This window comes from Burkholderia sp. AW33-5 (assembly GCF_053427615.1).
Genome location: NZ_JBSAXA010000032.1, coordinates 1 through 18,273, shown reverse-complemented (window position 1 = coordinate 18,273; position 18,273 = coordinate 1). Strand labels below are relative to the sequence as shown.

Annotated in this window: 15 protein-coding genes; 10 read left to right on the top strand and 5 right to left on the bottom strand. The window is 71.1% G+C overall.

Translation table 11 applies throughout. The features are described 5' to 3' along the window. Nucleotides 1–2: 2 nt before the first annotated feature. The 8 genes from bcsZ to ACV22V_RS29935 all read left to right on the top strand — a co-directional run bounded on the left by bcsZ (nt 3) and on the right by ACV22V_RS29935 (nt 12,684). Nucleotides 3–1,223, top strand: coding sequence for a cellulose synthase complex periplasmic endoglucanase BcsZ (gene bcsZ / locus ACV22V_RS29970; RefSeq protein WP_448016337.1), 1,221 nt, complete (start codon nt 3–5; stop codon nt 1,221–1,223). After that, nucleotides 1,208–5,137 carry a cellulose synthase subunit BcsC-related outer membrane protein gene (locus ACV22V_RS29965; RefSeq protein WP_448016336.1) on the top strand — a complete coding sequence of 1,310 codons (3,930 nt, stop codon included), beginning with the start codon at nt 1,208–1,210 and terminating at the stop codon, nt 5,135–5,137. The genes bcsZ and ACV22V_RS29965 overlap by 16 nt, the downstream gene beginning before the upstream one ends. Before the next feature lie 294 nt (nt 5,138–5,431). After that, entirely contained in the window at nt 5,432–7,402 is a 1,971-nt protein-coding gene (gene bcsE, locus ACV22V_RS29960) for a cellulose biosynthesis protein BcsE (RefSeq protein ID WP_448016335.1), read from the top strand. Beyond that, nucleotides 7,399–7,608 carry a hypothetical protein gene (locus ACV22V_RS29955; protein WP_448016334.1) on the top strand — a complete coding sequence of 70 codons (210 nt, stop codon included), beginning with the start codon at nt 7,399–7,401 and terminating at the stop codon, nt 7,606–7,608. The genes bcsE and ACV22V_RS29955 overlap by 4 nt, the downstream gene beginning before the upstream one ends. Beyond that, on the top strand, nt 7,605–8,393 hold the full coding sequence (gene bcsQ / locus ACV22V_RS29950; RefSeq protein WP_448016333.1) for a cellulose biosynthesis protein BcsQ: 789 nt from the start codon (nt 7,605–7,607) through the stop codon (nt 8,391–8,393). The genes ACV22V_RS29955 and bcsQ overlap by 4 nt, the downstream gene beginning before the upstream one ends. Continuing rightward, a complete protein-coding gene (gene bcsA, locus ACV22V_RS29945; protein WP_448016332.1) occupies nt 8,390–10,927 on the top strand; it encodes a UDP-forming cellulose synthase catalytic subunit in 2,538 nt (845 codons plus the stop codon). Before bcsQ ends, bcsA begins: the two co-directional genes overlap by 4 nt. A 27-nt stretch (nt 10,928–10,954) precedes the next feature. After that, nucleotides 10,955–12,508, top strand: coding sequence for a cellulose biosynthesis protein BcsG (gene bcsG / locus ACV22V_RS29940; RefSeq protein WP_448016331.1), 1,554 nt, complete (start codon nt 10,955–10,957; stop codon nt 12,506–12,508). Beyond that, nucleotides 12,490–12,684, top strand: a complete 195-nt coding sequence (locus ACV22V_RS29935) for a hypothetical protein (protein ID WP_059691215.1) — start codon at nt 12,490–12,492, stop codon at nt 12,682–12,684. The genes bcsG and ACV22V_RS29935 overlap by 19 nt, the downstream gene beginning before the upstream one ends. Before the next feature lie 61 nt (nt 12,685–12,745). Here ACV22V_RS29935 and ACV22V_RS29930 read toward each other — a convergent pair whose 3' ends face one another. The 4 genes from ACV22V_RS29930 to ACV22V_RS29915 form a co-directional block, all read right to left on the bottom strand. Continuing rightward, nucleotides 12,746–13,630, bottom strand: coding sequence for a pirin family protein (locus ACV22V_RS29930; RefSeq protein WP_448016330.1), 885 nt, complete (start codon nt 13,628–13,630; stop codon nt 12,746–12,748). 24 nt (nt 13,631–13,654) lie between these two features. Further along, nucleotides 13,655–14,047, bottom strand: a complete 393-nt coding sequence (locus tag ACV22V_RS29925; protein ID WP_059691217.1) for an OsmC family protein — start codon at nt 14,045–14,047, stop codon at nt 13,655–13,657. A gap of 61 nt (nt 14,048–14,108) precedes the next feature. Next, nucleotides 14,109–15,689, bottom strand: coding sequence for a cation:proton antiporter (locus tag ACV22V_RS29920; RefSeq protein ID WP_059523313.1), 1,581 nt, complete (start codon nt 15,687–15,689; stop codon nt 14,109–14,111). Nucleotides 15,690–15,699: 10 nt separating this feature from the next. Next, nucleotides 15,700–15,960: a DUF1427 family protein gene (locus tag ACV22V_RS29915; protein ID WP_059523312.1), complete on the bottom strand. Its 261-nt coding sequence runs from the start codon at nt 15,958–15,960 to the stop codon at nt 15,700–15,702. Nucleotides 15,961–16,243: 283 nt separating this feature from the next. On the opposite strand from ACV22V_RS29915, the gene ACV22V_RS29910 reads away from it, so the two are divergent. Then, entirely contained in the window at nt 16,244–16,930 is a 687-nt protein-coding gene (locus ACV22V_RS29910) for a hydrolase (RefSeq protein WP_059700604.1), read from the top strand. An 18-nt stretch (nt 16,931–16,948) separates the two neighbouring features. Here ACV22V_RS29910 and ACV22V_RS29905 read toward each other — a convergent pair whose 3' ends face one another. After that, on the bottom strand, nt 16,949–17,872 hold the full coding sequence (locus ACV22V_RS29905) for a LysR substrate-binding domain-containing protein (protein ID WP_448016329.1): 924 nt from the start codon (nt 17,870–17,872) through the stop codon (nt 16,949–16,951). 112 nt (nt 17,873–17,984) lie between these two features. On the opposite strand from ACV22V_RS29905, the gene ACV22V_RS29900 reads away from it, so the two are divergent. Then, complete coding sequence (locus tag ACV22V_RS29900) at nt 17,985–18,152, top strand: DUF1427 family protein (protein ID WP_059815448.1); 168 nt, start codon at nt 17,985–17,987, stop codon at nt 18,150–18,152. Nucleotides 18,153–18,273 lie beyond the last annotated feature (121 nt).

Here is an 18,273-nt window from a genome sequence, read left to right as displayed (position 1 = left end):
GGATGGCGTGGGCATTCGCAAGGCGACGGGCAGCGCAGCCGGCGCGGCGGGTCGGCACGACGCTCGTGCTGGCCGTCGCGGCCGTGTGCGCGGCGGCCGGCGCCGCCGGGCGCGCGCAGGCCGCGCAAGGCGGCGCGGCCGACGCGCGGTGCGGCGCGGCGTGGCCGCGCTGGGACGCGTTCAAGCGCGATTTCGTGTCGGCCGACGGCCGGGTGATCGACGTCGGCTCGACGGATTCGCGCACGGTATCGGAGGGGCAGGCGTATGGACTGTTCTTCGCGCTCGTCGCGAACGACCGGCGCACGTTCGACACGATCCTCGCATGGACCGAGAACAACCTCGCGCAGGGCGACCTGAGCGCCCGTCTGCCGGCGTGGCTGTGGGGCCGCGCGCCGGACGGCGCGTGGCGCGTGCTCGACGCGAACGCGGCGTCCGATGCCGACTTGTGGATCGCGTACACGCTCGTCGAAGCCGGACGGCTGTGGCGCGAGCGCAGCTATACGGCGCGCGGCGCGCTGCTCGCGAAGCGCGTGCTCGACGACGAGACGGCCAGCGTGCCGGGCCTCGGCCTCACGCTGCTGCCCGGACCGACCGGATTCAAGCTGGCCGACGGTCGATGGCGCGTGAACCCGAGCTATTCGCCGCCGCAGGTGATCCGCGGGCTCGCCGCGCGGCTGCCGGACGATCGCCGCTGGGCCGCGCTCGCGGCCAGCACCGGCCGCGTGCTGCTCGACACCGCGCCCAAGGGGTTTGCGCCGGACTGGGCGTTGTATCGCGCCGGCGCCGGCTTCGCGCCCGATCCGCAGACCCACGCGGAAAGCGCGTACAACGCGATACGCGTGTATTTGTGGGCCGGCATGCTCGATCGCGCCGATCCGCTCGCCGCGCCGCTGCTCGCGCGCTTCGCGCCGTTCGCCGATTACATCGCCGCGCATGGCGCGCCGCCGGAGAAGGTCGATACGACGACCGGCGTCGCGGGGCCGAACGACGGCAACGGCGGCTTCTCGGCGGCGGCCGTGCCGTTCCTCGACGCGCGCGGCCAGCATGCGCTCGCCGATGCGCAGGCGGCCCGTGTCGACGCGCTCGCGCGCCAGTCGGCGCCCGGCTATTACACGAGCGTGCTGACGCTGTTCGGCCTCGGCTGGCGCGAGGGCCGTTACCGGTTCGGCGCGGACGGGTCGCTCGATGCGCGCTGGGAGGGCCGTTCATGCGCGGCCCGATGAAGCAAAGCGCGCGGCGTGTCGCGGGGCTTGCGTGGCTCGCGTCGTCGGTCTCCGCGGCGGCGCCGGCCACCGTCGCCGTCGCGGCGACGAAACCCGTCGCGCCGAATGCCGTGTCGGCGCCGGCCTCGGCCTCGGCCACGTCGCCCGACGCGCGGCGTCAGCTCGCGACCGCCCGCATGTGGGGCGCCAAGCATCGCGACGACCTCGCGCGCGACGCACTGCGCAAGGGGCTCCTGATCGCGCCGGACGATTCCGAACTGCTCGCGGAGCAGGTGCGCGTGCTGCTGCGGCTCGGCGACGCGCAAGGCGCGCAGGCCACGCTGGCGCGCCTGCAGGCACGCACGCCCGCGGCGCCCGACACGCGCCGCGCGGCCGACGAATACCGCGTCGCGACGAGCGGCCGCGGCGAGATGGCGCAGATCCGGCTGCTCGCGCGCAGCGGCCGCGCCGACGAGGCGGCCCGCCGGATCGTCGCGCTGTTTCCGAACGGCGCGCCGTCCGGTGCGCTGGGCGCCGAGTATTACCAGATCGTCGCGAACGCGCCGGGCGGCCGCGAACCGGCGGTCGCCGCGCTGCGCCGCGCGGTCGCGGCCGACCCGCAGGATTCGAACGCGGCGCTGGCGCTCGCGCGGCTCCTGAACCAGCGCGACGACACGCGTGCGGAGGCGAACCGCATCGCGTGGTCGCTCGCGAAGCGGCCCGACGCCGACCATACGGAAGCGATGGCCGTGTGGCGGCGCGTGCTGCAGTCCGCCGGCACCGATCCCGCCTATCTCGACGCGTTGCGTGCCTATCTCGCGCTCGTGCCGGACGACACCGAATTCCGTGATCGCGCCGCCGCACTCGAGCGGCAGCGCGACGCGCAGCGGCTGCTCGAGCGCGATCCGGGCTACATCGCGCAGCAGCGTGGCTTGCAGGCGCTCGCGCGCGGCGATCTGAGCGGCGCCGATCCGCTGCTTGCGCGCGCCGCGCAGGCGCGCGCGGGTGATGCCGATGCGGTCGGCGGGCTCGGCCTGCTGCGCCTGCGCGAAGGCCGGCACGACGAAGCGCGCGCGCTGTTCACGCGCGCCGCGGCGCTGTCGACCGACCAGCGCGGCAAGTGGCAGAGCCTCGCGCGCACCGCGCAGTTCTGGGGGCTGATCGCGCAAGGGCGCGCGGCGGCGTCGGCCGGACGGCCGCAGGATGCCGAGCGCGCGGCGCGCGCCGCGCTCGCGATGCAGCCCGACAGCCCGGACGCGAAGCTTCAGCTTGCCGATGCGCTGCTCGCGCAGCGCGACTGGGCGCGCGCGGAGCCGTTGCTGCGCGAACTGCTGGCCGCACGTTCGCCGAACCTGTCGGCGGTGCGCGGCACGGCGACGCTGTACGAGAACACCGGCCGCGCGGATCGCATCGGCCCGCTGCTCGACGCGCTGCAGAGCCGCGTGACGGGCCGCGACGATCGCCACGCGCTCGACGGGCTGCGCGCCGACCTGCTCGCGAGCGAGGCGCGCGCGCTGGCGGACAAGGGCGAACGCGGGCCGGCCGCACAACGCTACGAAGCGGCGGTGCGCGCCGCGCCCGATGCGCCGTGGACGCGCTTCGCGCTTGCGCGGCTGTATCGCGACATGGGGCTGCCGCAGCTCGGCCGCACGGTGATGGACGACGGGCTTGCGCAAAGCGACACGCCCGAGATGCGCTATGCGACCGCGCTGTATCGCAACTCGCTCGACGACATCGCGGGCGCGCAGGCCGCGCTCGCGGGCGTCGACGATGCGCAACGTTCGGACGGCATGCGTGCGCTCGCACGCAAGCTCGACGCGGAAGGTTCGCTGGCCGGCGCGCGCGGCGCGCTCGGCCGTGGCGATCGTGCGGCCTTCGCCGCGTCGCTCGCCCATGCGCAGGCGAGCGCGCCGGACGATCCCGACATGCTGGCCGCGATCGGCGCGCAGTGGATCGACGCGGGCGAGCCCGAGCGCGGCCTTGCGCCGTTGCGCGACTGGATCGCCGCGCATCCGCGCGAGGCCGATCCCGACGTGCGGCTGCGCTACGGCGACCTGCTCGGCAGCGCGGGGCGCGACGACGCGCTCGCCGCGTGGCTCGACGCGCTGCGCCGCGAGCCGGCGCTGACGCCGGCACAGACCGCGCGGATCGAGGACCAGTCGCTGCGGCTCGTGCTGCGGCAGACGGACGACGCGATCGCGCAACGGGACTATGCGCGCGCCCGCACGCTGCTCGACCGGGCGAGCCCGGCCGGCCGCGCGGACAAGCGCTACGCACTCGAACTGGCCGACCTCGAACGCGCGCAGGGCCGTTACGACGCGGCACGCGACGCGCTCGCGCCGGTCGTCGCGCGCACGCCGGACGATGCCGATACGCAGCTCGCGCTCGCGCGCATCGACGAGGACAGCGGCCACCGCGCGGCCGCGCTCGCACGCGTGCAGGCCGTGCTCGCGCGCACGCCGGACGACGACGTCGATACGCGGCTGTCGGTCGTGCGCCGGCTGAACGCGCTGCGCCGCCCCGACGAAGCCGCGCAGGTGATCGACCCGCTGCAGGCCGCGTACCCGGCGCGTGCCGACGTGACGGTCGCGGCGGGGCGCGTGGCCGAGGCGCAGGGCCGCTACGACGATGCCGCATCGCTGTACCGGCTGTCGCTGTCGCAGGAGCGCACGAGCGGCGTGAGCCCCGGCCGCGACGGTCGCACGCCCGCGCAGGCCGCGTTCGCGGATCTCGCGCAGCGGCGCGATCCCGAGATCGAGATCGGCTGGCTGCCCGCGTACAAGTCCGGCGACGAAGGGATTTCCGCGTACCGCGCGCAGCAGGTGCCGATCTACGTGCAGATGCCGGTGCGCTACGACGGGCATGCGTTCCTGCAGCTCGACACCGTGCATCTGGACGCCGGCACGCTCGATACGAGCGACCCGAACGCGTATTCGCTGAAGACGTTCGGGACCTACGCGGCGCTCAACACGCCGATCGGGCTGCCCGCGCCGTTCGCCGCGAATCCGTCGGCCGCCGCGTCGATCGCGCATCCGCCCGGCGACCTGCATCAGCCGATGACGGGCGTCGCGCTCGGCGCCGGCTATCGCACGGACGCATGGCGCGTCGACCTCGGCACGTCGCCGCTCGGCTTCCCGGTGCATTACCTGGTCGGCGGCGTACGCTACCGCTTCGACGCGGGGCCGGCGAGCTTCACCGTGAACGCGTCGCGCCGGCCGGAGACGAGCAGCGTGCTGTCGTATGCGGGGATGCGCGATCCGTGGACCGGGGCCGTATGGGGCGGTGTGCGTCGCGATGGCGTGAACCTGCGCGCGGCGGTCGACGTCGGGCGCGTGAACCTGTTCGCCGAACTCGGCGCGGGCGTGCTGTCCGGCCGCAACGTCGAGCGCAACGCGGAAGTCACGCTGCGCTCCGGCTTCACGGTGCCCGTGTACGAACGCGCGACGATGAAGGTGAGCACGGGGCTCGTCGGCAACGCGTGGCACTACGCGCAGAACCTGCGTTACTACACGTACGGGCAGGGCGGTTACTACAGCCCGCAGCGCTACCTGTCGCTCGGCGTGCCGATCGAGTGGGCCGGGCGGCGCGACGCGCTGTCGTGGGACCTGACCGTCACGGCCGGGATCTCGAACAGCTACGAAAAGGATTCGCTGTTCTACCCGACCTTCGCGAACCAGCGCGCCGCGCAGGAGGCGGCGGGGCTCGTCTACGCCGGCAGTTCGACGCGCGGCGTGTCGTTCTCGTACGGCGTGAACGGCATCGTCGAATATCGCGTGAATCCGCACCTGAGCGTCGGCGCGCAACTGCACGTCGACCGGTCGCACGACTATGCGCCGAGTTCGGCGCTCGTGTACCTGCGCTATGCGTTCGACGCACGCGCGGAGCGCAGCTGGCTCGTCACGCCGACGCCGGTGCGGCTTTATTCGGATTACTAGGGGCTGCTTGCATATGGAACGTACATGCGAATGCCCGAAATCGCCTGCAGGGCAAGAAGTGAGGAGCGCCGTTTGGCCGAGCCAAACAAGCGACGAGCGACGCCGCCATGCGGGCGATTTCGGGCGTTCCCCTGGAACGACTTTTTGGTTTGGGGTTGCCACGAGAACGGCCGCTCGCCGCGTTGCGCTCCTTGCGAATACGGCCAGTATTCGCGGCGTCCCACGCCTCGCGAGCGGCCGTTCTCGTGGCAACGCGTGTGCGTTCCATATGCAAGCAGACCCTGGGGGAAGCGCGTGAATACGGAAATCGATGCAACCCGTCCCGCGCTCGGCGCCGCCGGCCTGCTGGGCCGCCTGCGCGCGCTGCTGCGCACCGGGCCGGCCGGTGGCCGCGCCGGCCCGCTGAGCCGGCTCGCGATCGACGGCCTGCCCGATACGTGGACGCAGCTGGAAGCGGGCGGCCTGTACGCGGTCTATGCCGCTGCCGGCACGCCGGCGTGCGACGCGCTGGTGTGGGAAAGCGCGCGGCAGTCGCGCACGCGCGACGTGACGGTCGTGCTGGCGCGCGACGCGGCGCGCGTCGCCGCGCAGATGGCGTCGCGCGGTTTCGCGGGCGGCGCGCAGCCGGCCGGCTGGCCGCGCAACCTGAACGTGCTGGCGATGCCGCCCGCGCACGAGCCGGCCGACGGCGATGCCGCGCGCGAACCCGCTGCGCCGCGCCGTGCGGCGCCCGGTCCGTTCGCACGGCTCACGGGTGGCTTGCGCGCGATGAAGCGCTACGGCTTTCGCGCACGCTCGCTGTATTTCATCGAAGGCGCGCAGCGCTGGTTCAGCTGGGGCGATCCGGCGGCACTCGCGGAAGAGGCACACGCGCTCGCCGACTGGTGCCGCACGCACCGGATCGCGCTGGTGCTGCTGGTCGATCCGGAGATCGTGCGCACCGGCGCCGACCTCGATACCGACGACCCGCCGCTCGTGCGCGACGCGAATCGCGCGCCGCGCAGCGGCTTTCACGGGGTGTGCTCGGGCGTCGCGCAATTGCAGCGCACGCACGGCGAGCTGCTGTGGGTCGTCGATTTCTGGCGTGCCGGCGACACGCTCGCGGCCGGTGAAGTGCGGCCGCTGCGGTTCGCGCCGAGCGGCCGGCTCGCCGCGATCGTCGACGGCGCCGCCGCCGAGCCGTCGCGCCGGATGAAGCTCGCGACCGATGAGGATCGCGTCGTCGTCAGCCGCGCGGTGCTCGACGAAACGAGCCGCGTACCCGCCGGCTGGGAAATCGTCGACGACAACGCGGCGGTCGTCGCCGCCTGTGCGCATGCGCAGGCCGCGACCGCGGTTCTGGCGTTCCGCACGCACGCGCAGCTCGAGGCGCTGTGCGCGGCCGTTCACACGCTGCGCCGGCAATCCGGCGGCGCACTGAAGATCGCCGTCGTCGAGCGCGGCGAGGTGCTGCGCCAGCAGTTCGAGATGCTGGTGCTGAGCGTCGGCGCGAATCGCGTCGTCGCGCGCGACCTGCCGGTGTCGCGGGTGCACGCGGCCGTGAACGCACTGCGCGGGCAGCTCTATGCGCGGCCCGTCGCGGCCGACTATCGTGCGGCGCTCGCGGCCGCGCTCGGCGATTCGGTGCTGGGCTATCTGCCGGTCGGCGCCTTCTGCCTGCGGATTCGCGCGGTGCTCGATCGCGGCGCCGTGCTCGCGTTGCCGCATACGCTCGCGAAGATCGCGCTGCTGCCCGGCGTGTCGCACGTCGATGCGCTGCGGCACTGCCGGCCGCGCCGCGCGGGCGACGTCGTGACCGCCGATGCCGGACACCTGTACGTGTTCCTGTTCGCGTGCGAGCCGGCCGATGCCGACGACGCGCTGACGCGGATCTTCGACGTGCCGGTCGACACGCTGTCCGATCGCGTCGTGTGTCTCGGACAGGGCAGCATCGACACCGAGCTCGATGCGCTGAAGACCGAGAACCGGCGCGCGCCGATCGCCGACTACAGCGACCTGTTCGCGACGGCGAAGCCGGCCGGCGCGGCGCGCGCGCCGATCGAACGCGCGGAGGATGTCGCGCCGCGCGCCGAACCGGACGCCGACGTCGTCACGGCCGGGACGGTCGACGCGCATGCCGATGCGGCGCCGCACGCCGGCGACGCCACGCCGGCCGCAGATACGCCGGCCGCAGATACGCCGCCACCATCCGCCGAATTTCCCGTCGCGCGCACGCGCGGCGCCATCCGCAGCGCGATGCCGCTGCGCAAGCCGGAGGGCGCATGATCGCCGAACTCGTCATCGGATTCGTCGTCGGCATCGCGATCGCGGTGCCGGTGTGGATCGTCGCGCAGCACCTGGGCCTCGGCCGCGGTTTTCATGCGCCGCGCGGGCTGCACCGGCGCGACGCGGTGCCGTGCGAACTCGTGCCGGTCGCGCTGCGCGGGCGCCTGCTGCCCGAGGCCGGCCGTACCGACGAGGCCACGCCATGAAGACGATCGCCGTCACGTCGACCACCGGCGGCGCGGGCCGCACGACGCTCGCCGGTGCGCTCGCGGTGCTGCTCGCGCGCCGCGGCCGGCCGGTCGTCGCGGTCGAGTTCGACGCGCAGAACCTGATGGGCGCGACGCTCGGTCTCGACACGCTGGCCGAGCACGGGCTCGCGCACAGCCTGCTCGATGACGCCGGCGACGCCGCGCCATGGCACGCGCATACGTGGCGCAATGCCGACGGCGTGCTGTTCGTGCCGTATGGCCAGGTCGACGCAGCGGGCGCCGCCGCCTGCGATGCGCGGCTCGCGGCCGATCCGGCCTGGCTGTCGCGCGCGCTCGACGAGATCGCGCTGCCGGCGGACGGCGTCGTGCTGGTCGACACCGCGCGCTACCCGTCGCCGCAGGCCGAGCAGGCGATTCGCCGCGCCGACCTGACGCTCGTCGTCGTGCCGCCCGAACCGGCCGCGTGCGCGACGGTCGCCGCGCGCCTCGACGCGCTGCGGGCCGGCGGCGGCGACCTGCAGATCGTCGTGAACCGGCTGAACCCGGCGCGCGACATGCAGCGCGATGCGCTCGCGATGCTGCGCGCGGTCGCGGGGCCGGCGTCGATGCTCGAACAGCGGATTCACGTCGATGCGGCCGTGCCCGAGACGCTCGCGCGCGGCACCTGGATCTTCGACGACGCGCCGTATTCGCAGGCGTCGCACGACCTGAACGGCGTCGCGAACTGGGTCGACGCGTGGCTCGCGGCGGCCGCGGCCGGCCGCACGGGAGCGCGGCGATGAAGGCCGCGTTCGCGTCGCGCTGGCGCGCCGCGGCCCGACGCGCGACCGACTGGTGCGCGCGCGGGATCGGGCTGCCGGCCCAGCGCACGCTGCTCGACTGGCTCGTGCGGCTGTTCTTCCATGCACCGCCGCCCGGCCGGCCCGATCCCATGAGCCGCCGGGCGCGCGTTGCCTTCCTGTGGCTCGCGAAGGAGTGGGGCGTGCTGCAGCCGCTGAGCCCGCGCGAATGGTTGTGGCGCGCGATCGTGCGCGCGCCGCGCGCGGCCGACGAGCGGCCCGCGCGCGATCCGCTCGCATGGTTCGACACGTTCGTCGTGCCGGTCTACGTCACGGCGCGCGCGCTCGGCGCCCGCCTCGACGCGCTGCTCGGGCGCCTGCCGTGGGCGCGCTGGGGCGGCTGGCTCGACGCGCGTGCGCACGGCGTCGGCCGGCACCGCTGGCTCGCTCCGCTGCTGCTGATCGCCGGTGCGCTGATGTGGGCCGCGGCCGGGATGTCGCCGCTGATGCCCGGCGCGCAGTTCGCGTTCTTCGCGATCGTCGCGGTGCTGGCGCTGGCGCTGCGCCGCCTGCCGGGCCATCTGCCGACGCTCGCGCTCGCGTCGCTCGCGCTGCTCGCCACGGTCCGCTACGTGTGGTGGCGCACGACCCAGACGCTCGATTTCCGCAGCCCCGTCGAGGCGTTCGCCGGCTACCTGCTGTACGGTGCCGAAGCCTACACGTGGATGATCCTGCTGCTCGGTTTCATACAGACCGCATGGCCGCTCGACCGGCCGATCGTGCCGTTGCCCGACGATCCCGACAGCTGGCCGAGCGTCGACATCTATATCCCGACCTACAACGAGCCGCTGTCGGTCGTGAAGCCGACCGTGTTCGCGTCGCAGAGCATCGACTGGCCGACGGCCAAGCTGCGCGTGTATCTGCTCGACGACGGCCGCCGCCCCGAGTTCGAGGCGTTCGCGCGGGAAGCGGGGATCGGCTACCTGACGCGCGACGACAATCGCCACGCGAAGGCCGGCAACATCAACCGCGCGCTGCCGAAGACGCACGGCGAATACATCGCGATCTTCGACTGCGATCACGTGCCGACGCGCTCGTTCCTGCAGACGACGATGGGCGTGTTCCTGCGCGACCCGAAATGCGCGCTGGTGCAGACGCCGCACCATTTCTTCTCGCCCGATCCGTTCGAGCGCAACCTCGGCACGTTCCGCGAGATCCCGAACGAGGGCAACCTGTTCTACGGACTCGTGCAGTCGGGCAACGACCTGTGGAACGCGACGTTCTTCTGCGGATCGTGCGCGGTGCTCAAGCGCAGCGCGCTGGAGGAGGTGGGCGGCGTCGCCGTCGAGACCGTGACCGAGGACGCGCACACCGCGCTCAAGCTGCATCGCCGCGGCTACACGTCGGCCTATCTGCCGACCGTGCAGGCGGCCGGCCTCGCGACCGAGAGCCTCGCGGGCCACGTGAAGCAGCGCACGCGCTGGGCGCGCGGGATGGCGCAGATCTTCCGCATCGACAATCCGTTCCTCGGGCGCGGGCTCGGCTTCATTCAGCGGATCTGCTACGGCAATGCGATGCTGCATTTCTTCTACGGGATCCCGCGGCTCGTGTTCCTGACGATCCCGCTCGCCTACCTGTTCTTCCACCTGTACTTCATCAATGCGTCGTCGATCGCGCTCGCGAGCTACGTGATCCCGTACCTGGTGCTCGCGAACGTCGCGAACTCGCGGATGCAGGGGCGTTATCGCCATTCGTTCTGGGCCGAGGTCTATGAATCGGTGCTCGCGTGGTACATCGCGCTGCCGACCACCGTCGCGTTCTTCAGCCCGAAGCACGGCAAGTTCAACGTGACCGACAAGGGCGGCAAGATCGACGAAGGCTACGTCGACTGGTCGACGTCGAAGCCGTACCTCGTGCTGTTCGCGCTGAACGTGCTCGCGATCGCGGCCGGCGTGTGGCGGCTCGCGGCCGATCAGGGCGACGAGGCGTCGACGATCCTGATCACGCTCGGCTGGACCGTCTACAACCTCGCGATGCTCGGCGCCGCGCTGGCCGTCGCGCGCGAGACCAAACAGGTGCGCGTCACGCACCGGATCGCGATGCGCGTGCCGGCGACGCTGCTGCTCGCCGACGGGTCGACGGCCGCTTGCTTCACCAGCGACTACTCGACCGGTGGCCTCGGCCTCGAAGCGGTGCCGGGGCTGCCGCTCGCGGTCGGCGACACGCTGACGGTGTGCGTGACGCGTGGCGACCGGCCGTTCCCGTTCCCGGTGCGCGTGAGCCGCGTGACGCCGACGCACGTCGGCGTGAGCTTCGACGCGCTGACGCTCGAGCAGGAGCGCCAGCTCGTGCAGTGCACGTTCGGCCGCGCGGACGCGTGGCTCGACTGGCACGCCAGCGCGCGCGCGGACACGCCGCTGCGCGGGCTGAAGGAAGTGCTGCGCGTGGGCCTGGACGGTTACGTACGAATGTGGAAGGGCGCGGCGCGCGGCGTGCAGTCGATGCTGGCGCCGAAGCTCGATCGGGCGCGCGACTGACGCGGCGCCCATCACGGAGTGGTTCAAATGACGTTCTGGAATCTGTATTTCATCCTGAAGTTCGCGCTGTTCGCGACCGGCCACCTGCAGCCGCTGTGGCTCGCGAACCTCGCGTTCGCGCTGGCGCTCGCGGCGAGCGCGCCGATCCGGCGCCGCGCGTGGCGCATCGTGCGGCAGCTCGTCGCGATCGCGATCGCGGTGCCGCTGCTCGCGCGCGAAATGCATGCGCCGCCGCTCGCGCGCCTCGCCGAAGCCGCGCGCGAGGTCGGCACATTCCGCCTCGATTACTGGATGGAGTTGCTGCCGCGCCTGTTGCCGCCCGTGCTGGTGCTGACGGTCGTGGGCGTGCTGATCGTCTATTTCGTCGTCAATCGCTGGGTGCGTGTCGCGACCTTCGTGCTCGCCGTGCTGATCGTGATGCCGCTGTGGCAGGCCGGCAACGGGCTGATGGCGCGCGTCGTCGCGCCGCTGCCGCAGCAGGCCGACGCGACGGGCGCGCGCGCCGGCCAGCCCGAGGATCACAACGCGGCGCTCGCGACGTTCCGCGCGCAGGAATCGCAGCGCCAGGTCGCGTTCGGTCATCTCGGCAACGACCCGGCCGCGCAGTTCGACGTGATCGTGCTGCACGTCTGCTCGCTGTCGTGGGACGACCTCGATGCCGCGAAGGTGCGCAACCACCCGATGCTGAATCACTTCGACTACCTGTTCAACAACTTCAGCACGGCCGCGAGCTACAGCGGCCCGGCCGCGATCCGCGTGCTGCGCGCGAGCTGCGGGCAGGAAGCGCATGCGGACCTGTACAAACCGGCGCCGCAGCAGTGCCACCTGTTCTCGCAACTCGCGTCCGCCGGCTACACGGTGCAGTCGCTGCTGAACCACGACGGCCACTTCGACAACTTCCTCCAGGTCATTCACGACAATATCGGCGTGCCCGACGCGCCGATGATCTCGAACGCCGCCGCCCCGGTCGCGATGCATGCGTTCGACGGCTCGGCGATCAAGGACGATTACGGCACGCTCGCGAGCTGGTACGCGCAGCGCGCGTCGGTGCCGGGCCCGGTCGCGCTGTACTACAACACGATCAGCCTGCACGACGGCAACCGCGTGGTGGGGAGTGGGCTGACCAGCATCGATTCGTATCCGCAGCGCGCGACCAAGCTGATGAACGACTTCGACCGGCTCGCCGACCTGATCGCGCAGTCGGGCCGGCGCGCGGTGATCGTGTTCGTGCCCGAGCACGGCGCCGCGTTGCGCGGCGACAAGAACCAGGTCGCGGGCCTGCGCGAGATTCCGACGCCGCGCATCGTTCACGGGCCGGTCGGCGTGCGGCTCGTCGGCTTCACAGGCAATCACGGCACGACGACGGTGATCGACCAGCCGACGAGCTTTCTCGCGCTCGCGCAGCTGCTGTCGAACCTCGTGTCGAACAGCCCGTTCAAGCCGGGCGTGACGCTTGCACAATATGCGGCCGACCTGCCGCGCACGCGGATGGTCGGCGAGAACGAAGGCACGGTGACGGTGCAGACGAGCGCCGGCTATGCGGTCAAGACTCCGGACGGCGTATGGATCGACGAACAGTAAACATCGGCGAAGGCGACGACGATCGCCTGTCGCAACCGAACGACGTGCTCGGCCTCGCGCGGCACTTGCCCGCGCTGGATCCGGCACGCTACGTCGACGAGCAGGCGCGGCGCGCGTTCGTCGAATCGCTGGACCGCTGGCCGGTGCTCGCGAAGCTGATGGGATTGAAGCGGTAAACGCAACGCGGCCGGCGTGAATGCCGGCCGCGCTCCATCGATGATGCCGACTGCTGCCGGCTTACTGCGCGCGGCGCGCCGGCTGGCGCGTCCACTCGTTTTCCTCGCCCGGCACCTTGCCGAAGGTCTGCGCGGCCCACGCGTCGCGGGCCGCCTCGATCTTTGCGCGCTCGCTCGACACGAAATTCCATTCGATGAACCGCTCGCCCGGCAGGTGCGCACCGCCGAGCAGCATCACGCGCGCGCCGTTCCCGCTGGCGAGCGCGACGTTCGCGCCGGGTTCGAGCACGGCCATCGTCGCCGGTGCGAGCGGCGTGCCGTCGACCGTGAGGTCGCCGTCGACGAGATACACGCCGCGCTCGTCGTGTTCCGCATCGAGCGCGAGTTGCGCGCCCGCGGCGAATTCCGCATACGCGTAGAGCGTCGGAGAGAACACGGCGACCGGCGACGTGAGCCCGAATGCGGTGCCCGCGATCACGCGCACGCTCGCGCCGTCGCGCGTGAACGACGGCAGCGTGTCGGCCGCGTGATGCGCGAACGCGGGCGCGGTGTCCTCGTGCTCGACCGGCAGCGCGACCCAGGTCTGGATCCCGTGCACGGGCTGTTCATGCGGGCGGTCCTCGTCGGGCGAGCGCTCCGAATGGACGATGCCGCGCCCGGCCGTCATCCAGTTCACGTCGCCGGGCACGATCTTCTGCCGGAAGCCGAGGCTGTCGTGATGCATCAGCGTGCCGTCGAACAGGTAGGTGACGGTCGCGAGGCCGATGTGCGGATGCGGCAACACGTCGATCCCGCTGCCGGCCGGCAGCACGGCCGGCCCCATTTCGTCGAAGAAGATGAACGGCCCGACGAGGCGCGCGGCGCGCGCGGGCAGCACGCGGCGCACGACGAGGTTGCCGATGTCGCTCTCGCGCGGCGTGAGCAGGGTCTTGATCGATGCGGACATGGTGGGTTTCTCGGTGTCGGTGAGTCAGGCGATGGCCGTATCGATCGCGATCGGGTGCGTGAGGATCTTGTGCACCGGACACGCGTTCGCGATCTGCAGCAGACGCTCGCGCTGCTCGTCGGTCAGGTCGCCGTCGAGCGTGATGCGGCGCATGATCGTGCTGCCCGCGCTGCCCGATTCGTGCGCGAGCTTCACGTGGACTTCGGCGAGCGACCAGCCCTTGCGTTGCGCGTACATCTTCAGCGTGATCGCGGTGCAGGCGCCGAGGCTCGACAGCAATAGCGCGACGGGCGTCGGTGCGGTGTCGCCGCCGCCGAGCGACGCCGGTTCGTCGGCGCGCCATTGATGTACGCCGTCGGTGAAATGGACCAGGTAATCGACGGAGCCGATGCTCGCTTCGACGGACAGTTCGCTCATTGCAATTCCATGTGGGGAGAGGGGAGACAGGCCGGCCGGGCATGGCCGGGCAGGCGAGATGTTACGGTTCGAGCAGGCGCTGCAGCCGCAGTTCCTCGAAATCCAGCTCGGATTCTATGCGGTGCAACACCGCATCGTCGACCCGGCCGTCGCGATGCAGGCCGAGCAGCGCGTCGCGCGACACGCCGACCAGTTCCAGCTCGACGCGCAGCATCCGCGCGCGCACGTCGGCCGGTTCGGCGCCGTCGCGGTGCGCGCGTTCGTTGAACGCGACGCGGCTGCGGTATTCGGTCAGCAGCCGGTCGAGCGATGCGCGTTCGAGGCCCGCGCCACGCTGTTCACGAGCATCGAGTTCGGCGAGCGCCGCACCGAACGTGTAGGCGCGCACCGCATGCTCGGACATCGTGTGCCGCGCGGCCGGGCGCAGCTTCAGCACGCGGATCAGCGGCGCGAGCGTGCCGCCTTGCACGACCAGCGTCGCGATGATCAGCAGGAACGTGCTGAACAGGATCAGGTCGCGGCCGGGGAAGTCGTTCGGCAGCGCGATCGCGGCCGCGAGGCTCACGACGCCGCGCATGCCGGACCAGCCGAGCACGACGGCCTCGCGCCACGACCACGGAGCGTGGCCCGCGCGCGGCGCGCGCAGGCGGCCCGGCAGCCACATCGCGACGAACACCCACACGACGCGCGCGGCGATCGCGGCGGCCGTCGCCGGCAGCGCGACGCGCAGGCCGGCCATCAGCACCGCGCCTTCGTGGTTCACGCGCGCGAGGATCGCGTGCAGCGCGAGGCCGATCAGGATGAACACGAGCGCGTCGAGCACGAACACGATCGCTTCCCAGGTCGCCTTCGCCTTGATCCGCATGTCGGCGTCGAACACGCGATGCTGGCGCACGCCGAGCACGAGGCCGCACGTCACGACCGACAGCACGCCCGAGCCGTGCACGGCTTCCGCGATCCCGTAGCTGCCCCACGCCATCGCGAAGGTCACGACGATGCCGAGCATCGGCTCGCGCAGGCGCTGCAACACCCAGCACATCGCATGACCGCATGCGAGACCGACTGCGATGCCGATCAGCGTGAGCGAGAAGAACAGGCCGGTGGCGCTCGCGGTCGTGATCGTGACGGCGAGCGCGGCCGACACGGCCATCTGATACAGCAGCAGGCCCGACGCATCGTTGACGAGACTTTCGCCTTCGAGCACCGCGACGAGCCGGGCGGGCAGCGGATGGCGCTGCAGGATCGCCTTCGCGGCGACCGCGTCGGGCGGCGACACGATCGCGCCGAGCGTGAAGCACGCGGCCCACGGCAGCGCCGGATTGACCGCATGCACGGCAAGCGCGACCGCAATCGTGGTGAACGCCACGGCGCCGAGCGCGAGCGACGCGATCGACCCGAGCTCGTGCCGGAATTCCTTCCATGCCGTATAGAAACCGCTCGACATCAGCAGCGGCGGCAGCACGGCCGCAAGCAGCAGCGCCGGGTCCATGTCGGGCACGCGCTTGCCGGCGACGGCCACCACGCAGCCGCCGAGCAGCAGCACGACGGCCGGTGGAATCGAGATCCGCTCCGCGAGCCACGTGAGCGCGCCCGCGCCGCAGATCAACAGCAGCAGGTAATGAAACAGTTCGACGTTGTTCATGAGCCGTGCATCACGACGGCTTGCGGTCGTTCGCGGCGCCGCCCGGCAGCGTGCCGAACATGTGCTGGCTGCATTGTGCGTCGCGCCACGCGGTATTCAGCCGGTAGCCGGAGAGCATCCGGCGCGCGAGCGGAAGGATCTGTTCGCCGGCCAGCATGCCGAGCAGGCCGAGGAGCGCGATGATCGGCGGTGCCGGCGAATTCACGCCGAGCGCGCCGTAGATGACGCCGGCGAGGATGCCTGCGAACAGCGACAGAAAATACGGCTTCATGGTGAAAACCTCTCGTGATAGGCTGATCGGGGGCGAAGGGCGCGCCTTCAACGTGCTGGAAGCGTATCGGGTTTACGTGTGGAACAAAAGGGCGGATGGCCCTTCGCGAGCCCTCTCTTTCGGAATTCGATCGATTCCATTTCTTGGATGTTCGAGCCGCGACTTTTCCGATTAAATGGCTGCAACCGGAAGACGCCGTTCCGGGGTAACGCACAGTCGGCTCCTCCCGGTTTCCGGTCGAGGCAAGCCTCAAACGTTTCCTGTCCAAAGGATGATTCGCGCCATGAGCAACCCGAAGCTTGAAGTCCTCACCCCCCAGAACAGCCAGTTGATCTTCATCGACCAGCAGCCGCAGATGGCGTTCGGCGTGCAGTCGATCGATCGCCAGACGTTGAAGAACAACGTCGTCGGGCTGGCCAAGGCCGCGAAGGCATTCAACATCCCCACCACGATCACCACCGTCGAAAGCGACAGCTTCTCGGGCTACACCTATCCCGAGCTGCTCGACGTGTTCCCGAACCAGAAGACGCTCGAACGCACGTCGATGAACTCGTGGGACGACCAGAAGGTCCGCGATGCGCTGGCCGCGAACGGTCGCAGGAAGGTCATCGTGTCGGGCCTGTGGACGGAAGTCTGCAATACGACGTTCGCGCTCAGCGCGATGCTCGAAGGCGATTACGAAATCTACATGGTGGCCGACGCGTCGGGCGGCACGTCGAAGGACGCGCACGACTTCGCGATGCAGCGGATGATCCAGGCCGGCGTCGTGCCCGTCACCTGGCAGCAGGTCGCGCTCGAGTGGCAGCGCGACTGGGCCCGCCGCGACACCTACGACGCCGTGATGGCGGTCGCGAAGGAACATTCGGGCGCGTACGGCATGGGCGTCGACTACGCGTACACGATGGTTCACAAGGCCGCGCAGCGCACCGCGACGCCGCACGAGTCGATCCCGGCCGTCCCGGCGAAGTAACGGGCACGGGCCGCCCGTTCAGACGGGCGGCAGTGCCCACGGCGCGTGCGACAGATGTTCGACGAGGAACTCGAGCAGCGCCGTCACGCGCGCGGCACGCAGCATGCCGGGCGGCGTGACGAGATTGACGTTGATATCGGCGATTTTCCAGTCGGGCATGACTTCCTCGAGCTCGCCGCTTTGCAGTGCGTCCCACACCAGGAACGTCGGCTGCAGCGCGAGACCGTGGCCGGCAAGAAGCGCGGGGCCGATGACGTCGGCGTTGTTGGTGCGGATGCGGCCGCGCACGGGGATGCCGATTTCGTCGTTCGACGCGGTGTGGCGAAAGCGCCAGTAGTCGGGTGTCGGGATGTTCGTGTAGGTCAGGCACACGTGCCGGTCGAGTTCGCTCGGATGGGTCGGCCGGCCATGCCGATCGAGATACGCAGGCGATGCGACGAGCGGCCGGCGCACCGCGCACAGACGACGCGCCCGCAGCGAGGAATCGTTCAGCTCGGCGATCCGGATCGCGACGTCGAAGCCGCCCGACACGATGTCGATGAACTGGTCGGACAGCACGAGATCGATGTCGACGCGCGGGTAGCGTTCGAGAAACGCGGGCAGCACCGGCGCCAGGTGGTGCAGCCCGAACGACATCGGCGCGTTCACGCGCACGAGGCCGTGCGGTTCGAGCGCGTGCGCGGAGGCCTCGTCCTCGATCATCTCGGCGTCGGCGAGCAGGCGGATCGCGCGATCGCGCAGCAGTTCGCCGGTCGGCGTGAGCGACAGCTTGCGCGACGTGCGGTACAGCAGCATCGCGCCGAGGCGCTTTTCGAGGCGTGCGATCGCTTTCGACACGGTCGGTTGCGAGATGCCGAGCAGGTCGGCCGCCTTGGCGAACGAACCGGTCTCGGCGACGCGCGCGAAGATGGCCCAGGCTTCGAGATCGGGAAGATGTTGCATGGCTTGAGAGCGTGGCGGCGAAGTGAAGCGAACGGGCGGAAACGATTCGGGCTGCCGACGCACGGCGCCCGGGCGGCAATGCGGCACATTCTAATTCAGTCGGGATGGGCGTATGGAATCGTATCTGGCTTCATTGGGCGCCGGCGTGTTGATCGGCGTCGTGTACAGCGTGATCAAGGTGCGCTCGCCCGCACCGCCGCTGATCGCGCTGGTCGGGCTGGGCGGCATGCTGATCGGCGTGGCGGCCGTCGCACCGGTCCGTCACTGGCTCGGTTTCTGATTGCATCGAGGACATATTGATGAGCACGACCGACACCCAACCGGATCTGATCCTCCATAACGGAAGATTCACGACCCTCGACCGCACGAACCCCGTCGCGACCTCCGTCGCGATCAAGGAC